The sequence below is a fragment of the Streptomyces sp. NPDC058701 genome, from assembly GCF_042715295.1.
Classification (GTDB): domain Bacteria; phylum Actinomycetota; class Actinomycetes; order Streptomycetales; family Streptomycetaceae; genus Streptomyces.
Map to the genome: position 1 here is coordinate 52,022 of NZ_JBHXSY010000016.1, position 15,662 is coordinate 67,683.

General features: G+C 75.4%; 20 protein-coding genes. 7 read left to right on the forward strand and 13 right to left on the reverse strand.

The genetic code is table 11. From position 1 onward, the window contains the following. Positions 1-143: 143 nt before the first annotated feature. Together ACFWW8_RS19120 and ACFWW8_RS19125 are read right to left on the reverse strand one after the other, a co-directional pair. Positions 144-2,318 carry a bifunctional serine/threonine-protein kinase/ABC transporter substrate-binding protein gene (locus tag ACFWW8_RS19120; RefSeq protein WP_386530135.1) on the reverse strand — a complete coding sequence of 725 codons (2,175 nt, stop codon included), beginning with the start codon at positions 2,316-2,318 and terminating at the stop codon, positions 144-146. Positions 2,319-2,352: 34 nt separating this feature from the next. Continuing rightward, entirely contained in the window at positions 2,353-3,216 is an 864-nt protein-coding gene (locus tag ACFWW8_RS19125) for a hypothetical protein (RefSeq protein WP_386530136.1), read from the reverse strand. Between the two features lie 305 nt (positions 3,217-3,521). On the opposite strand from ACFWW8_RS19125, the gene ACFWW8_RS19130 reads away from it, so the two are divergent. After that, a complete protein-coding gene (locus ACFWW8_RS19130) occupies positions 3,522-4,088 on the forward strand; it encodes an SH3 domain-containing protein (protein ID WP_386530137.1) in 567 nt (188 codons plus the stop codon). 40 nt (positions 4,089-4,128) lie between these two features. Here the strand turns inward: ACFWW8_RS19130 and ACFWW8_RS19135 are convergent, their stop codons facing one another. From ACFWW8_RS19135 to ACFWW8_RS19165, 7 genes are all read right to left on the reverse strand, one after another. Then, positions 4,129-4,479 carry an NTP pyrophosphohydrolase gene (locus ACFWW8_RS19135; protein WP_386530138.1) on the reverse strand — a complete coding sequence of 117 codons (351 nt, stop codon included), beginning with the start codon at positions 4,477-4,479 and terminating at the stop codon, positions 4,129-4,131. 5 nt (positions 4,480-4,484) lie between these two features. Further along, entirely contained in the window at positions 4,485-5,564 is a 1,080-nt protein-coding gene (locus ACFWW8_RS19140; RefSeq protein ID WP_386530139.1) for an AAA family ATPase, read from the reverse strand. Positions 5,565-5,567: 3 nt separating this feature from the next. After that, on the reverse strand, positions 5,568-6,776 hold the full coding sequence (locus ACFWW8_RS19145; protein ID WP_386530140.1) for an RNA ligase: 1,209 nt from the start codon (positions 6,774-6,776) through the stop codon (positions 5,568-5,570). 84 nt (positions 6,777-6,860) lie between these two features. Further along, on the reverse strand, positions 6,861-7,142 hold the full coding sequence (locus ACFWW8_RS19150) for a hypothetical protein (protein WP_386530141.1): 282 nt from the start codon (positions 7,140-7,142) through the stop codon (positions 6,861-6,863). Positions 7,143-7,216: 74 nt separating this feature from the next. After that, on the reverse strand, positions 7,217-7,693 hold the full coding sequence (locus tag ACFWW8_RS19155; RefSeq protein WP_386530142.1) for a cupin domain-containing protein: 477 nt from the start codon (positions 7,691-7,693) through the stop codon (positions 7,217-7,219). Positions 7,694-7,793: 100 nt separating this feature from the next. Beyond that, entirely contained in the window at positions 7,794-8,231 is a 438-nt protein-coding gene (locus ACFWW8_RS19160) for a VOC family protein (protein ID WP_386530143.1), read from the reverse strand. Between the two features lie 568 nt (positions 8,232-8,799). Next, positions 8,800-8,934 (reverse strand): hypothetical protein, encoded by a 135-nt coding sequence (locus ACFWW8_RS19165; RefSeq protein ID WP_386530144.1) that lies wholly within the window; start codon positions 8,932-8,934, stop codon positions 8,800-8,802. A 460-nt stretch (positions 8,935-9,394) separates the two neighbouring features. Here ACFWW8_RS19165 and ACFWW8_RS19170 point away from each other — a divergent pair, with 460 nt between their 5' ends. After that, complete coding sequence (locus ACFWW8_RS19170; protein ID WP_386530145.1) at positions 9,395-10,012, forward strand: YoaK family protein; 618 nt, start codon at positions 9,395-9,397, stop codon at positions 10,010-10,012. Here the strand turns inward: ACFWW8_RS19170 and ACFWW8_RS19175 are convergent. Further along, the gene (locus tag ACFWW8_RS19175) at positions 9,981-10,925 is read right to left on the reverse strand and encodes a tellurite resistance/C4-dicarboxylate transporter family protein (RefSeq protein ID WP_386530146.1); all 945 of its coding nucleotides are present in this window, start codon (positions 10,923-10,925) and stop codon (positions 9,981-9,983) included. The genes ACFWW8_RS19170 and ACFWW8_RS19175 overlap by 32 nt on opposite strands. Before the next feature lie 282 nt (positions 10,926-11,207). On the opposite strand from ACFWW8_RS19175, the gene ACFWW8_RS19180 reads away from it, so the two are divergent. The 5 genes from ACFWW8_RS19180 (at position 11,208) to ACFWW8_RS19200 (ending at position 14,122) form a co-directional block, all read left to right on the forward strand. Beyond that, positions 11,208-12,059 (forward strand): oxaloacetate decarboxylase, encoded by an 852-nt coding sequence (locus ACFWW8_RS19180; protein WP_386530147.1) that lies wholly within the window; start codon positions 11,208-11,210, stop codon positions 12,057-12,059. Positions 12,060-12,246: 187 nt separating this feature from the next. Further along, complete coding sequence (locus ACFWW8_RS19185) at positions 12,247-12,639, forward strand: molybdopterin-binding protein (protein ID WP_386530148.1); 393 nt, start codon at positions 12,247-12,249, stop codon at positions 12,637-12,639. Between the two features lie 9 nt (positions 12,640-12,648). Beyond that, on the forward strand, positions 12,649-13,437 hold the full coding sequence (locus ACFWW8_RS19190; protein WP_386530149.1) for a sulfite exporter TauE/SafE family protein: 789 nt from the start codon (positions 12,649-12,651) through the stop codon (positions 13,435-13,437). Between the two features lie 138 nt (positions 13,438-13,575). After that, positions 13,576-13,755: a CsbD family protein gene (locus ACFWW8_RS19195; RefSeq protein WP_386530150.1), complete on the forward strand. Its 180-nt coding sequence runs from the start codon at positions 13,576-13,578 to the stop codon at positions 13,753-13,755. A gap of 151 nt (positions 13,756-13,906) precedes the next feature. Next, positions 13,907-14,122: a hypothetical protein gene (locus tag ACFWW8_RS19200; RefSeq protein ID WP_386530151.1), complete on the forward strand. Its 216-nt coding sequence runs from the start codon at positions 13,907-13,909 to the stop codon at positions 14,120-14,122. Between the two features lie 268 nt (positions 14,123-14,390). Here ACFWW8_RS19200 and ACFWW8_RS19205 read toward each other — a convergent pair whose 3' ends face one another. The 3 genes from ACFWW8_RS19205 to ACFWW8_RS19215 all read right to left on the reverse strand — a co-directional run bounded on the left by ACFWW8_RS19205 (position 14,391) and on the right by ACFWW8_RS19215 (position 15,517). Beyond that, a complete protein-coding gene (locus tag ACFWW8_RS19205) occupies positions 14,391-14,582 on the reverse strand; it encodes a DUF4236 domain-containing protein (protein ID WP_150521392.1) in 192 nt (63 codons plus the stop codon). Positions 14,583-14,706: 124 nt separating this feature from the next. Next, on the reverse strand, positions 14,707-14,970 hold the full coding sequence (locus ACFWW8_RS19210) for a hypothetical protein (RefSeq protein ID WP_386530152.1): 264 nt from the start codon (positions 14,968-14,970) through the stop codon (positions 14,707-14,709). 217 nt (positions 14,971-15,187) lie between these two features. Next, positions 15,188-15,517 (reverse strand): STAS domain-containing protein, encoded by a 330-nt coding sequence (locus ACFWW8_RS19215; RefSeq protein ID WP_386530153.1) that lies wholly within the window; start codon positions 15,515-15,517, stop codon positions 15,188-15,190. Positions 15,518-15,662 lie beyond the last annotated feature (145 nt).

The following is a 15,662-nucleotide window of genomic DNA, read 5'->3' on the forward strand; positions in this document are numbered from 1 at the left end:
GGTTCTTCCGCGGGGGCGGCCCCCCGGGGGGGCGCGGCCCCCCCCCGGGGGGCCGGCGGGGGGCCGGGGCGCGTGGGGGGGAGGGCACGGCCGCGCTTCCGCACGCCCCCGACGCTGATCGGTCGGGTTGGGCGGTGGCGGGTTCAGGCGGGCCAGGCCGTGGAGCGGGTGCCGAGGAGACGGAAGCGGGCCGAGGCGACCTCGTAGCAGAACAGGCCGTCGCCCGTGTAGGTGCCGTTGGCCTGCTCGAAGGCGTAGCGCTTGGAGACGCCCTCGTGCGTCGTCGCGCGCAGGGTGGGCAGCAGGTCGCCGCGGCCGACCTGGGCACGGCCCAGGTCCTGCGCGCAGCGGGCGAGCAGGTGGACCGCGTCGTACGCCTCGGCCGCGTGGAGCGGCGCCGGCCGGTCGTGGCGGGTGCGGAAGGCCGTGTCGAAGGCGCGGGCGGCGGCCGGGGCGACGGCCGACACCGGGTCGACCGCGGTGGAGACCAGCAGCCAGCCCTCGGCGCTCTCCCCCGCCTCCTGGAGGAAGCGGAGGTCGTGGACGGCCTGGGTGGCGACGGCACGCCCCCGGTATCCGGCCGCGGTGAGGGCCCGGGCGAGACGGGCCGCGCCGAAAGGGCCGCCCCCGTAGAGGACGGCGCCCGCTGCGGCGCGCACGGCGTCCCGCGCGACCGCCGTGTGGTCGGCGCCCGCGGCGACGGTCGCCGGGGTCACGGGGCTCTTGCCCGCGCGCAGCGCCTCGCTGAGGAAGCGGGTGGTCTGCCAGCCGTACGTCGTGCCGTCGTCCACGAGCAGGGTGGTGCCGCGGTCCCTCCCGGTGAGGTATTCGGCGACGGGTCGCATCTGGTAGGCGTCGTTGGGGCGCAGGCAGGTGTAGACGCGGCTGAGGTGGGTGGTGTCCCCGTCGGTGACGGTCAGGACGGGCAGGCCCGCCTTGTCGTAGCCGGTGAGGGCCGCGCCGACGGCCGGGCCCGCGGTCGCGGCGAGTACGGCGACGACGGAGGGGTCCGCGGCGAAGGCAGCGGCCGCCGCGGCCGCGGGGCCGGGAGCGCCTTGGTCGTCGGCCTCGACCAGACGGAAGGAGAAGGGGAGGTCGGCGCGGGCGGACAGCTGTTCCACGGCCAGCAGCGCGCCATCCCGCTGGGCCTGGCCCGCGGCCCGGCCGGGACCGGTCAGGTCGGCCTGGAGACCGACGGCGAGGGTGGGGCGGACCCGTTCGCCGCCCTTGCCGTCGAGGCCGGTGCCCTTGCCGTCCGGAGGGGTACGGTTCCCCAGCAGCCAGGCCGCCCCGCCGCCGGCGACCAGGGTCGCTGCTGCCGTGCCGAGCAGGATCCGGCGGCGGGGGCGCGGGGGCGCCACCGGTGCGGGCGGGGCGTCGGCGGGGGTGGCATCGGCGGGAGCGGCCGGGACGGTGGGGGCCGTCGCCCGGGTCGGCTCGATGTCGGGCAACTGCAGCATCTGCGCCGAGCGTTCGGCGATCAGCTGGAGCAGGGGACCGGGCAGCCACGGGCCCTCGGCGTCCCGGACGAGTGCGTCCCTCAGCCCCGCGGCCGTGGGACGGTCGCCCGGCGCCTTGGCGAGACAGGCCGCCACCACGTCGAGCAGCCCGTGCGGGATGCCCGTGGTGTCGGCCGTGTCGTGGACGGTACGGAACAGCATCGCCTCCACGGGGCCGGAGCCGAACGGCCGCCGCCCGGTGGCCGCGTACGCCAGCACGCACCCGAGGGAGAAGACGTCGCTCGGCGGTCCGACGTGCCCGCCCTGGGCCTGTTCCGGGGAGAGGAAACCGGGCGAGCCGATCACGACGTCGGTGGCGGTGAGCACGGTGTCGTCCAGGGCCCGTGCGATGCCGAAGTCGATCAGGCGGGGCCCGTCGGTGGCGAGCAGCACGTTCGCGGGCTTCACATCGCGGTGGACGAGCCCCGCCGCGTGGACGGCGCCGAGGGCCTCCGCCAGCCGGGCTCCGAGGAAGCGGACACTGTCCGGCGGGAGCCCTCCGGCCCGGGCGACGGCGTCGCTCAGCGCGGGCCCGGGGACGAACTCCGTGGCGAGCCACGGCGCGGGGGCCTCGGTGTCGGCGTCCACGACCGGGACGGCCCAGCGGCTGCGGACCTTGCGGGCGACCGCAACCTCCCGCCGGAAGCGGACGCGGAAGGCGGGGTCGTCGGCGTACTCGGCCCGGACCAGTTTGACGGCGGCGAGCGCGCCGCCGGCCGAGCGGCCGAGCAGGACCACTCCCATGCCGCCGGCGCCGAGCCGCCCGAGCGTGCGGTATCCCCCGACCCGTGCGGGGTCGGTGGGGTGCAGCGGCTGCATCAGCGGGTTCTCCCGCGGGAGGGGGTGCGGGGGTTCACTTCAGCTCCAGCTCGACGCGGTACAGGGCCTTGGCCCCGCCCTCGGCGGCCACCGGCAGCAGGTCCCGTACCTGGTACCCCCGGGCGCCCTTGACGGACAGCGCCATCACGACCGTACCGATGCGGGACTTGACCCATACGTAGGGCTGCGGGCCGCCCGAATCGGCGGACGTGTACGCCCCCGACTCGAACATCGAGGCGTCGGCGTTGAGCACCGACTCCTTCGGCTGGTGCATGGACATCAGGCCGCGGAGGAACTGGCCGCCGCCGAGGTCCTGGTCGGGGCAGCGGAAGCTCTGCTGCACGGTGTCGCTCATGTCGCGGTCGGCCGCGGCCGCGTCCCGGTGCACGGTGAGCGTGACGGAGCCGAGCAGCCGGCCCTTGCCGTCCTTGGCCGGCATGTCGATCTTCCGGGTGTAGCTGTCCAGGACGTCGGCTGGCAGGCCGCCGCGCGACCAGGCGCAGTCGCCCGAGAGGACGGGCACGCTGCCGCCGCTCTCGTACGGGTCGTGCGCCACCATGCCCGCCGACCAGGAGTCCGGGTCCAGCGCGGCGGCGCGGGTCAGGCGCCGCGCCTCCTCCCCGGTGCGCGGGACGCGGCCCGGGTCGGGCGTGAAGGTGTACGCCGTCGGCAGCGTGCCCGGGGGCGTCGAGCCGGAGGGTGCCGGGGTCCCGCCCCCGGGTGTCCCGGTGGGGGTGGTGGTCGGTGTGCCGCCGGGCGCGCGCGGCACGGGGCCGGACGCCGTGGCCGCCGGCCCCGGTTTCGCGGCGGTGTCGCCGCCGGCTCCGCAGCCCGCGAGGGCCAGCGCCCCCGCCAGTGTTGCGCCCAGTGCCCCCGCCAACGCGCGCGCACGCCGCATGACCGCCCCCCGAACCCTCGTCGGACTTCGCCTGGCCCCCGTGTGGATCTCACCGTAGCGAGGGCGGTGGCCGCTCGTCCTGAGTACGCGGGCCCAGCCCTCTGAGTACGAGCGCGCCGTCGTGACCGGCCCGAGGGGTCTGCGGACCGCCACGGATGGACAGATTGGGCATTTCGGGCTAAACGACGGTGAGTCAGCGGGGCGGCCGGGCCCGGCGTCGTCATAGTCGACCCTGGCAGCCGCCTGGTTGCCGCCCCGCGCCGCACGTCGCGGCCGGGTGGATGTCTTCGTAGAGGAGCCGGCTCATGCTGAAGCCCACCAGGACCATCCTCGCTCTCGCCGCCGGAAGCCTGGTTCTCGGCCTGGTCGGGGCGGGCGCCGCCGTCGCGGACGAGAACCCGATGGCCGGGGCGCCGTCGCAGGCCTCCGCGGTCCGGGACGGCCACGCCGTCGGCCGGGTCGTCTCGAAGGGCCCGCTGAAGGTCCGCAGCAAGCCCTCCACCCGCTCGCGGATCGTCGGTCAGGTGTACCCGAACCACAGGGTCGAGATCGAGTGCAAGAAGTACGGCGAGTCCGTCGACGGCAACCGCCTCTGGTACCGCCTAGACGACCGCAACGACGACGTGGAGAACGGCGACGGCGGCATGGACGACCGCGAGGACGAGCGCGAGGACGAGCGCGAGGACGACCGCGAGGACGGCGGCATGGACGACCGCGAGGACAGCCGCGAGGACGAGCGCGAGGACAGCCGCGAGGATGACGGCGAGGATGCCCGCCAGGACGACCGTGCCGGCGTAAAGGCAGGCGACGGCGACCGCTGGGTCTCCGCCCGCTGGGTCAAGAACCTCTCCCAGGTGCGGTTCTGCCGCTGACCGGCTCCCCGTCGAAGCCCCCGTGCGCCCGGTGCCCGTTTCAGGGCGCCGGGCGCACGGCGCGCGGGCCCACGCACTCGGCCCCGTACGCCCGGACCCGCTCGCGCAGTTCCCGGTCGGCGGTCACCACGGTGCAGCCGCGCTCCGCATAGGTCGCGGCCAGTTCCACGATCAGGTCGTCGCCGCTGCCGGGCGCCGACTCCACGCGCACGCCCGGTACGGACTCGACGCCCCGGGCGGCACCTTCGACGACGAGGACGACCTCCTCACCGCCCTCCCACCCGGCGAGCCGGTCGCGCAGCCGCTCCGCGGCGCCGCGGCGGTCACGCCACCAGCCGTCCGGAACCGAGCCGACGACGTTCGCTCCGTCCACGACGAGTACGCGTCCCACGGCGGTTAGAAGTCGCCGTAGTTGACCTGCCAGGTGGGCAGGCCCATCCGGCGCCAGACGGCGACCACCCGGTCCCGGTCGTCGAGCGACACCCGCACCGCGTACCGGTGGCGCACGTGGGCGTCGAAGAGCTCTGCCTTCACGACGTCGTCGCGGCGCCCGTCGCCGGCCGCACGCATCCACAGCTCGTCGTACGGCACCTCGTGCCGGCGCAGCCAGGACTCGGTCTGCGACCGGTGCTCCTCGCTGCGTCCCGACAGCAGCACGATGGTGTCGCCGTCGGCCCGACGGAAGGCGTCCAGGGCGTGCTTGACCGACTCGTTGAGCAGGTCGAGCTCGCAGCGCGAGAAGTCGTACGGGCCACGGTCGCCGGTCAGCGCGAGCGTCCCGTCGATGTCGCACATCACCGCGGACGGCAGGTCCGGATCGGGGACGTACTCCGTCACGGGCGGCACGGCCGCGCCGGAACCGCCGTTCATCCACTCCGCCGTCAGCCGCCAGCCGGCCTTGCGGACGTTCCGGTGCTTCTCGGCCAGGATCCGGATGATCTCCTCGCCGACCGGGCGCTCCCGGGCCGCGTCCCTGCGCAGGCACTCGTCCAGGGGGACGTCGGTGAAGTCGTGCACGACGAAGGTCGCCAGGCCTCCGACGGCCGCCTTGAGCCGCTTGGGGATGTGCTTGGTCAGGTGGGTGTTGTCGACGACCACGTCGAACCCGCCGTCGACGGCCGCGCGGAGCGCCGCGTCCTGGACGGCCAGCACCGTCTGCTCGTGCGCGAAGCTGCGGCCCCGCTCGGGATCCGGCAGGTCGAGCATGCTGCGCAGGTCGTCGAGGTTCACGCGGCGCATGCGCCCGCCGGCCTCGGCCTGCAGGGCGCGCGCGGCCGTCGTCTTGCCGGAGGCCGGCAGGCCCGTCATGACGTGCACGACGGGCAGCCGGGCCTCTTGGGCGGCTGCGAGGGCCTCGGCCGCGGCGTCGGTCCCGGGAGGGGTCCGGGTCTCGGCTCCGGCTTCCGCTTCGGCTTCGGCTTCGGCTTCGACTTCCGCTTCGGCCAGGGGCTCGGGCTCGGGTGTCTCCTGGGACACGGTTCAGTTCTCCTCGTCGTTCGTGAAGGGGGCGGGGGTCTCGGGCCGGACGAAGCGCCAGACGACGAGGTCGGTGGGCTTGCCGTCCAGGCGCAGGAACATCGCCGCGCGGATCCCGCCGTCGGGCAGTTCCCTGACCGCGCGGGCGAAGGCGCCCCGGTCGGCGGCCAGGTGCGCGAGGCCCGTGTACGCGTCGTCGACGGCGCGCTCGCGGAGCGCGGCCTGGTCCTCCAGGCGGGCGACGACCTCGCGGACCCAGCTGTCGAACTCGTCGGGCACCTGCTCCAGCAGCGCGTCGAGCGGCTTGCCGTCGGCCGCCTCGATGTCCGCGACCCGGCAGTTCAGGCCCTGGGCGAGCTGCTTGGCGGGCAGGCCGGCGAACCGCTGGACGCCGTACGACCGCCAGATGTCCCGCTCGGTGACGCCGGTGAGCACCTTGTGCAGGCGTACGTACTCGGCCAGCTTGGCCTTCGCCCGGACGCCCGAGGCGAAGCGCAGCACGAAGCCCTCGGCCTGGGTGCCGGTCGCGGGGGCGCCGCCGGGCAGGGTGTTGGAGTCGGCGAGCGCGATCAGCTCGTCGAGGGGCATCGCGGGCCACACGGTGACGACGGAGCCGATGTTCTGCCAGCGGGGCGCGGCCTCGGCGAGCGGCACCTCGGCGCCGTCCGTGGTGAAGGCGGCGAGGAGGACGAGGTCCCGGCGGTCACCGTAGTCGACGACGATGCGGTTCTGCGGGTGGAGGACCTCCGCGAGGTAGGTCGTGCCCGGCACGAGCGCCGTGGTGTCCCGGGCGTCGAGGTGGCGCTGCGCCCAGGTGGCCTGGGTGCTGGTGAAGGACCCCTTGGAGGCGGCACGCCAGCGGCCCGCGTAGTGGAAGACGACCGCGAGGCTGCCGTCGACCTTGTCGTAGACCTCGAACGGCTCGTCGGGCAGGGCGGGCGCGTACGGCTGGCCCGACTCGTGCTCGCCGACGTTGAAGAACTTCGGCAGCGGCAGCGCGACGATGGCGCCGGTGGCGTCGTCGGCGACGAGCCCGCGGCAGCGGGTGGTGACCTGGTTCCAGACGCGCTCGTACTGGGCCGTCCGCGTGTACGTGTAGAGGGACAGCGGCAGTTCGGGGTGCGCCTTGCGGGTCACGTACCCGGCGTCGATCGAGGCGGCGAGCTCCTGCGCGGGCATCAGGTCGTGCAGAGTCAGGCGGTCCTGGCTCATGGGGTCCTCCCGGATTGAGATGGTCCATTCTCACGTGCGGGAGGGTCGGCCCGGTAGTCGATTATGACTGGTCGGAGCCCGCTGTCAGCCGGTTGGTGTGCCGGGGCGCAGGACGCGCTCGGGGGTCGTGGACGGCACGCCGCACACGGGCTGCTCGATTCCGGGCCGGAACATCGAGGCGCCGAAGGGCGGTCGGAGGAGTTCGTTCTCGGTCCACCCCCTGGCGCGGGCCCACACGGAGCGGCCCCGCTCGGTGCTGTCCGTGTCCTCGCCGGAGACGTGGACGAAGGCGACCGCGGGATGGGCCGCGGCCAGGAGGTGGGCCACCGCGGGCGTCAGTCGTACGTCACGCGCCGGTACAGGCATTCCCGCAGGACGCCCCGGCCGGTCATGCCGGTCGCGCCGAAGAGGATGACGTTCACGGCGGCGGCCGGGGACGCTCAGTGGGGCAGTCGCGTGCCGCACCGGGTGCAGTGGCGCGCGTCCCGTTCGGCGGCGAGGCGGCCGCACTCGGTGCAGACCCGGTCCAGGAGGCACACCGGCTCCCCCGCATCAGCCGCGCGGACGGCGGGGGGCGGGCGGCGGCGGTGGGCCGTGGCGTAGGCGAGCCCCTCGGCGCCGGCCCGCACGGAGCGGACGGTCCCGGCCGGGAGCCAGGCGACGGAACCCGGGGCGAGCACCTGGGCGGCGTCCGGGGTGCGGAGTTCTCCCGTACCGGAGACGACGACGAGCAGGACGCCGAGGGCCGTGTCGGTGTGATCGCCGATGCCGGCGCCGGGGCCGAGCCGGACCAGGTTCGCGTCGAGGTCGCGGGCGCCGTCGCGCAAGGCCCACACGACACCGGTCGGGCCGCCGGCGGCGGCCGGGTGCGGTGGCGCGAGGAACACCGGCGAGGCCGCGGGACCGGGCGTGCTCATCGGGGGCTCCCCTGCTGCGGAGGCCGGGGCGGCCGGGGCGTGGAGCCCGGCCGCACGGAGGGGTGTGACGGCGGGTGTGGCTGCCGGGTGTGACGGCGGGTCAGTTCGTGATGCAGATCTCGTTGCCCTGCGGGTCGGCGATCGTGGTCCAGACGCTGGGGCCCTGGTGGCCGTCGTGCAGGAAGGTGGCGCCCTTGGCCAGGAGCCGCTCGACGACGCTCTTGTGGTCCTCGTCCGGCTCGGTGCGGACGTCCAGGTGGACGCGGTTCTTGACCGTCTTGGGCTCGGGGACGAACTGGAAGAGGACGCGGGGCGCGCGCTCCAGTCCCTCCGGGTGGCGGATGGCGGCGCCCGCCTTCCACACCAGCTCGCCGTGGTGGGTCGTCGTGTCGTCGTCGGTCGCGTGGCCCGCGGCGATCAGCCCCCGGATGAACGCCTCGTCGCTCGGTTCCACCTCCCACCCGAGTGCGTCGGCCCACCAGTCGGCGAGGTCGTGCGGGGAGGCGGAGTCGATGGTCACCTGGAACGTGTATGCCATGCCGGGACCCTACTGAGCGGACGCCGTGCCCGCCACAGGGGCGGGCGCGTAGTCGGAGGCGACGGCGGGCCGGCCGGTGTGGTTCGGACCCGCTGCCGGATCGGCGCGAGGTGGCCGAAGGTCCGCCGGACGGTGCGCGGGCCGTCCGGGGAGATCCTGTGGCGGCGGGCGCTGTGGCGGAACCCGGACGCGCGCAGCGCCGGGCCGACAGCCGTACGCCCGGCGGGCGCGCCGTCGGCCCTGCGCAGGGATCCGGGGTCGAGGTGCGCGAGCCGCAGCCGTACGCCCGGAGGGCGGGCCGATCGGTGTCCGGTGCGCGCGCGCTCGCACGGCAGGAACGGGTGTGACGGCACCCCCTGGCAGTCCGAGCCGGTCGCCGACGTGGTGGAGGCCGTGGACGCAGGTGATCAGGCCGTACGTCCGGTGGGGCAGCCGGTGCGCGACGAAGGCCCGCACGAGTTCCTGCCCCGGCGGGACGGGGGCGGGCACGAGGCGCCCGACCAGGTCGACGCCGGTCAGCACGGCTCGGTCGGGCAGCCGGAAGGCGGCTTCGCACAGGGCCCGGCCCTCACCGCTGCACAGATCGAGCCGGGGCGGTGGCGCGGGCGGCCAGGCGGACGGCGGGGTCGAAACCGAGCTCGCGCGCGTGGCCGTCGACGCCGGACAGGCCCCGCTCGCGGTTCACGGTGTTGCTCGCGACCACCGGGGACCGTTCCGGTTCGTCGGCGGGGAACCGGCGGGGTGCGGTCAGCGGGCCGTGGCCCGGGGCGGTCGCGGACGTCGGAGCGGCGGGTCGCGCGGGACGCGGCGGCCACGGCCCGCACCATGCAGGGAAGCCGTGCGAGACTCCCGCGCCGGCCCGTCCCGCCGACGGGCGCGGGCCGGCACGGACCGGCGCGGACCGGCCCGGTACGGCGCGGTACGGACCGCACCGCTGACGGGCGGCCCGAACAGGACGGCGTGGCACGGCGCGCGGCACGGACCGGCACCGGCCCGCGCGGATCGGCACGGCACGGCACGGCACGGCACGGCAGAGCGCGGCACGGGAGGACTCATGACGTCAGGCACCCGCCGCGGCATCCTGCGGCCGCTGGCCGCGCTGCTCTTCCCGCCCGCCCGACGGCCCCGGCGGCCCGCACGGGGTGCTGCCGCCGCTGCTCGTCGTGCTCACCTTCGTGAGCGGACTGGTGGACGCGGTGAGCTACCTCGGGCTCGACCACGCCTTCGTCGCGAACATGACCGGGAACGTGGTCTTCCTCGGCTTCGCACTCGCCGGGGACCAGGAGCTGTCCGTCCCGGCCACCCTCCTCGCCCTCGGCTCCTTCGTGGTGGGCGCCGGGGTGGCCGGGCGGCTCCTCCCCGGCGGGACGGCGCAGCGTGCGTTCGGTCCGCTGGTGGCGGTGCAGGCCCTGCTGGTGTCGGCCGCGCTCGCGATGACGGCGGGGGGCGCCGGGCAGCTGGCGGTGGTCGCGCTGCTGGCCCTCGGGATGGGAGTGCAGAACGCGGTCGTCCACCGGCTCGGCGTCCCGGACCTGACCACCACCGTCGTCACCCGGACCCTGACCGGCCTGGCCGCCGACCCGTGGGGCGCGGCCTCCGTACGCCGGCTGGTGTCGGTCGGCGCGCTGGTCTGCGGGGCGTTGTCCGGGGGCCTCCTGATGCTGCGGCACGGGTCCCGGTGGGCGCTGCTGGCAGCGGTGGCGCTGCTGGTCTGGGTGGCGGTCCTGGGGTGGTGGAGGCGTACGCGACTCAGCCCGGCCGCCCCGCCCGGCGGGAGGTGACCATGGCGGCGAGGGTCACCAGCCAGGCGCCCACGGCGATCCAGAGCAGTACCTCGCCCAGCGGGCGCAGCCAGCCGATCCCCGCCGGGCCGGCGGCGGAGAGGCAGGCGGTGGCGGTCATCCCGAGGGGGAAGACGGTGGACCAGCGGCGGATGTCGTAGCGCGTCCGGGGGTGGCGCAACTCGGCGGCGAGGAGGACCGCGTACCAGGCGAGGGACACGGCGAGGGTGACGAGCGTGGCGGCGCGCAGGGCCTCGTGCGCGGGACCGGTCCACACCGGTGACGCCGTGAGCTTGGAGCCGGCCAGTGCGGAGATGGACAGGGCGCCGCCCGCCACCCAGTGGTCGCCGGCGCCGCCGGCCACTTCGCGGAGGTCGAAGAGCACGAGGGCCCGGGCGTAGAGCAACAGCCCGAGGCCGAAAGCGGCGAGGGCCGCCCAGGCCAGCCAGGTACGGGACAGGGCGACGGCGAGGACCGCCGCCAGGATGGCGAGCCCCTGCGTGGCCACGCAGACGAGGAAGGCGACGCCGGGCATCCGCCGCCGCCAGTGACGTACGACGTGGAGCATCAGCCAGGGCCACAGCGCGGCGGACACGGCGAGCAGCACGCACGCGGCGCCCTGCCATCCGAGCCCGCAGACCCGGGTGCCGATCACGGTGGTGGCGGCGACGGCGGTCAGGCCCGCAGGGGTGTCGGCCTCGGCCCGGAACCGGCCGCGGTCGCCGATCAGCCGGGCGGTGAAGTCGATGCCGAGCACCAGCCACAGCGCCACGGCGACGGCCAGTGCGGCCAGGGACAGCACCTCGTGCCCGACGATTTCCAGGCCGACGGAGAGGATGCCGGTCGCCATGACGGCGGCTCCCGCCGCGGGCGGGAGCCCGGCCCACCAGCCGCGCTCGGGAAGAGGGCTCACTCCTCCAGCGGACACCACGGCCCCGGACCCCGCCAGCGGAACCCGACCCGGGCGGGCGGGGCGCGGCAGCCGGGGCGGGACGGCCGGGGCGCGGCGAGCGGGCGGGCGGGACGGGCGACCGGGCCCGGCAGCCGCGGTGACGGCCCGGCCGGGGCGCGGCCTCAACGACCCGTCCGGGTGAACGGACGGCGAGCGGAACCGGCCGGATCGTTCCTGCTCCACCGTGCCCGGACAGGATCGCCACAACGGGACCCGCCGGGTCCCCTCGGGTGAGGAGCCACCGTGGTCCGCGATCGTGGAAGTGCGCTGCGGCAAGCCGTAGCGGAGCCGGGTACGACCCCCCTGGTCGGGGTGTACGACATGTACTCGGCGTCCGTGGCCGCCGGTCACTACGAGGCCTTCTTCCTCTCCGGGTTCGGGTTCGCGGCCTCCTTCTACGGCCTGCCGGACGTCGGATTCATCGCCTGGCCGGACATGGTGGCCTTCACCGAACGGCTGCGCGCCGCGTTCCCCGACCACCACCTGCTGGTGGACATCGACGACGGGTACGGCGATCCCGAGGTGGCCGGCCACGTCGTGCGCCGGCTGGAGCAGGCCGGTGCCTCGGGCGTGATCCTGGAGGACCAGCAGCGCCCCCGCCGCTGCGGTCACGCGGAGGGCAAGCAGATCCTGCCCCTGCGGCAGTACCTCGACAAGCTCGACCGGGTCCTCGACGCGCGTCGGGACCTGTTCGTGGTGGCCCGCACCGACGCCACAGAGGAGTCGGAGATGCTGCTGCGCACCAAGGAACTGGCGGCCACCGAAACCGACATGGTCCTCGTGGACGGGGTGCGCAGCGCCGCGCAGCTGAAGCTGGTGCGCGACGCGGCCGGCGACAAGCCCCTGCTGTTCAACCAGATCGGCGGCGGGAAGTCCCCGCGGTTCTCCCTGACCGAGCTCACCGGGCTCGGAGTCGACGCCGCCATCTACAGCACGCCCTGCCTGTTCGCCGCGCACCGGGCCATGGAGGCGGCGCTGGCCGAGCTGAAGGCATCCGACGGGCGGTTGCCGGACCCCTCGGCCGGCCGGGACGTCGGGGTGGCCGGCTCGACCGAGCTGCTGGCCCGCAACCTGGCCGGGCGCCGCCGGGGCTAAGGGCTGTCCCGTACGCCCGGAGGGCGGGCCCGTGCGGTGTCCGCCTCCTTCGGCTGCCCGGGGCCGGCCCGGGCCAGGGCGGGGAACGAGGTGCCGACGGTCGACGCGTACGGCCTCCTCGTCGCCGCATCGCACCGGCCCGGGGGGAGCGGCCGTGCGGGTGGGGCCGCTGAGTAGGGTGGGGCGCATGGAGTCCTACACGATCGGCCAGGCGGCACGCCTGCTGGGCGTCAGCGTCGACACCGCCCGCCGGTGGGCGGACGCCGGCCGCTTCCCCACCCGGCGCGAGGCCAACCGCCGCATCGTGGACGGCTCCGACCTGGCGGCGTTCTGCGTGGAGGCCGCCCGGGACGGTGCCGAGGACGAGGACCCGGCGTACACCTCCGCCCGCAACGCCTTCCCCGGCATCGTGACCGGGATCCGGCTCGGCGACGTGTCGGCCCAGGTCGAAGTGCAGGCGGGCCCGCACCGGGTGGTGTCGCTGCTGACCCGGGAGGCGGTCGAGGAGCTGGGCCTCGAAGTCGGCATGCGGGCCACGGCACGCGTGAAGTCCACCAGCGTGCACGTCGACCGCGGCTGAGCGACCACCGTGGAGTGGGGGACGGTCCTGGGCGGCCTGGCCGCCGGGCTGCTGATCGCCGTGGTGACGGCGCCGGTCGGGGTATCGGGGGCGGTGTTCCTCCTGCCCGTGCAGGTGAGCGTGTTCGCCGTGCCCAGCCCGGCCGTGACCCCGACGAACCTGCTGTACAACGTCGTCGCCGGACCGGGGGCGCTCCTGCGGTACCGGCGCACCGGCGCGCTGCGCGGCGCGCTGGTACGGCAGTTGGTGCTGGGCACGCTGCCGGGCGTCGTCCTGGGTGCGGTGGTCCGGGTGTTCGCCGTGCCCGGGCCCGGGGTCTTCCGGCTCCTGGTGGCCTCGCTCCTGCTGCCGCTGGGGGTGTGGCTCGTCGCCCGGACCCTCCGGCCGGCCCGGCGTCCGGCCGGTTCGGGTTCCCTGCCGCGGCCCCGGACGGTCACCGGGCTGGCGCTGGTGGTGGGGGTGATCGGCGGGATCTACGGCATCGGCGGCGGCTCGCTGCTCGGTCCGGTCCTGGTGGGGCGCGGCGTGCCGGTCGCGCGGGTCGCGCCGGCGGCGCTGGCCGCGACCTTCGCCACCTCGGTCGTGGGGGCGGCCACGTACGCGCTGCTGTCGCTCGCGGGCTCGGACGACATCGCGCCGCACTGGCTCCTCGGCCTGTCCTGCGGCGCGGGCGGGCTCATCGGCGGCTACCTCGGAGCCCGGCTCGCGCCCCGCCTGCCCGACCGGGCCCTGCGGCTCCTGCTCGGCACGCTGGCCGCGTCGGTCGGCGCCCTGTACGCGACGGGAACGCTGGGCTGACGGGCCCGCGGTCACGTACGCGCGACGCCTGCACATGTTGCAGAGATTCGCCCCTTTTTCATCCGAATTGCACGGGCGCTTCACCGGACGCATGGTGAGCTTGCGTGACCAATCTCCCCAGGAAGGAACGACCTCATCATGAGCAAGGCGAAGGCGAAGGCCAAGCAGGCCAGGGGCAAGCTCAAGGAGACCGCGGGCAGCGCCATGGACGACGAGAAGATGCATGCCGAAGGCAGCGCCGAGCAGATGAGCGGCAAGACCGAGGAGATGGCCACGAAGGCCGGCGACAAGACGAAGAAGGCCAGGGGCACCCACTGACGCTCCGGCCGGCGCAACGAAAGCGGCGTCCGTCACCCGTACGGGCGCCGCACCCGACTCTCTTCCCGTGCTGACACGTACGCCCCCTCGGCGCATCCCCGTCCACACCCCGGGCACGCGCGAGGGGCCACCCCCTGCCGAAGGGACCGTCGTGATCTTCACCGTGCTCCTCGTGCCGCCCCTCCTCCTCTGCGTCATGCTCGCCCTCGGCCGCTACGAGGAGCACATGTTCGATCCCGACCGGCTGCAGCCGGCCCCACCGCGCCGGCATCTGACGCCCGTCCCCGAGGCGGAGGCGGAGACGGCCGTCGAGACCGCTCCCACGCCGCCCGTCGCGCCGGTCGTCCCCGGCAGCCAGGCCGCCTGACCGGGCCGCCGGAGCCGCGCCGCGCCGCGCCGCGCACCAGCCGGGACCGGCTTCGCACGGTACGCAAGGGTCCGATCCGCTCCGCCTCAGGCCGGCTTCAGCGCCAGGCTGCCGAATCGGACGTACGGCCAGCAGCGCGAGCGCGCAGGCGAAACCGATTACCGCCCCGGCGCGCATGCGGACGGGCCCGCCTCCCGAGAGAGGCGGGCTTGTCCGCATGCGCCGGGCGGCCGTGCGTCCGTGGACGCGGCGCGCGCCACCGCGCGGATCAGCCGCGGGTGGTCTTGCGCCAGCCGAAGGGGCCCGGCAGGTCCACCGAGGTGGTGCGGCGGCCGGTGCTGCTATGCGTGTGGCGCGGACCGTGCTTGCCGCCACCGGTGGTGATCGACCACGACTTGCGGTTGATGTTCAGCCGGACGCCGGGCAGGATCCTGAAGCTCTTGCGGAATGTCAGCGGCATGACGTCTCGCTCCCTCGGGGCGCGTAAGGTCGGGCGGGCCCGACTGTTCCTGTGTGCAGGCCAGTTGGCATACGTGTGTCCCGCGCCCGACGTTCCATGCACCCGCGTTCCGCCCGGGCGACGGTCAGGGGGTGTCGCCGTCCCAGACGAACCGCTCGTCGGGGTCGGTCGGGGACGGGCTGTACAGTGCCCGCCCGCCCGGGCCGAAGAGTCCGCGGTCGGTGGCGAGGAGCACGCCGTCCACCCGCTCCTGGTCGGGCAGGTTGGTGACGTCGAGGAGCTGACCGTCGAGAGGACCGCCCGTCAGCCGCACGTACACCCGGCCCGGGGTCGGCCGGACCCGGTGTCCTTCGTCGCCGCAGTACACCCGGTCGTCCGCCGTACCCACCTGCCCACCTGCCCCTCTCCCCGTTCGACCCGCTTCGGAAGACATCCTCTCCTACGCTTCCGGGTGGACGGCAGCCCGGTGGGGTGCGAGACGGCGGCCGGCCCGCGGCGGCTGCCCGGCCCCCCGGATGCCACCGGCGCCGCGCACGTTCCCGCAGGCCGCGCGAGCGGACGAGGGCCGCCGCCCGGAGGCCCGATCGGCCGGCCCGCACCCGGGTCTACAGGGTGCGGGCCGCCTCCACCCCGTCCGCGATCGCGAACAGGTCCCGGGCCTGCGTGAGGAGCAGCAGCCGGTCGAGCTGGTGCGGTACGGGGCCTGCCAGGACCAGGCGACCGGTGCGCAGCAGCATCAGCATCTGGTTGAGCATGGAGGAGTCCGCGAAGGAGACGCCGCGGAGGTCGAGGACGATGCGGCGGACCCCGGGATCGGCGGCGGCCGCCGCGCCCACGGCCCGGAAGGGCTCCAGGGTGTCCTGGTCGAACTCCCCCGCACACACGATGACCCGGACCCCGCCGACGTCCGGCTCGACCCGCACCTGCTGTTCCATCGTCTGCTCCCTCCCACCGGTGACCAGCCCCATTCTCCCCCTCCGCCGCGCGCCTCGCGGCAGCAGGAGCGCCGGAAGCGGCGGACCGGGAGTCCGTACGGCTCCCCGGGGCCGGACCCCGTCGGTACGTACCCGGCCGCCGGGT

Bases quoted from the DNA above. Each gene is read 5' to 3' on its own strand.
- ACFWW8_RS19195 (WP_386530150.1), top strand. From the start codon at position 13,576: ATGAGCAAGGCGAAGGCGAAGGCCAAGCAGGCCAGGGGCAAGCTCAAG.
- ACFWW8_RS19185 (WP_386530148.1), top strand. From the start codon at position 12,247: ATGGAGTCCTACACGATCGGCCAGGCGGCACGCCTGCTGGGCGTCAGC.
- ACFWW8_RS19150 (WP_386530141.1), bottom strand. From the start codon at position 7,142: ATGCCTGTACCGGCGCGTGACGTACGACTGACGCCCGCGGTGGCCCAC.
- ACFWW8_RS19145 (WP_386530140.1), bottom strand. From the start codon at position 6,776: ATGAGCCAGGACCGCCTGACTCTGCACGACCTGATGCCCGCGCAGGAG.
- ACFWW8_RS19130 (WP_386530137.1), top strand. From the start codon at position 3,522: ATGCTGAAGCCCACCAGGACCATCCTCGCTCTCGCCGCCGGAAGCCTG.
- ACFWW8_RS19120 (WP_386530135.1), bottom strand. From the start codon at position 2,318: ATGCAGCCGCTGCACCCCACCGACCCCGCACGGGTCGGGGGATACCGC.
- ACFWW8_RS19160 (WP_386530143.1), bottom strand. From the start codon at position 8,231: ATGGCATACACGTTCCAGGTGACCATCGACTCCGCCTCCCCGCACGAC.
- ACFWW8_RS19215 (WP_386530153.1), bottom strand. From the start codon at position 15,517: ATGGAACAGCAGGTGCGGGTCGAGCCGGACGTCGGCGGGGTCCGGGTC.
- ACFWW8_RS19125 (WP_386530136.1), bottom strand. From the start codon at position 3,216: ATGCGGCGTGCGCGCGCGTTGGCGGGGGCACTGGGCGCAACACTGGCG.
- ACFWW8_RS19155 (WP_386530142.1), bottom strand. From the start codon at position 7,693: ATGAGCACGCCCGGTCCCGCGGCCTCGCCGGTGTTCCTCGCGCCACCG.
- ACFWW8_RS19205 (WP_150521392.1), bottom strand. From the start codon at position 14,582: ATGCCGCTGACATTCCGCAAGAGCTTCAGGATCCTGCCCGGCGTCCGG.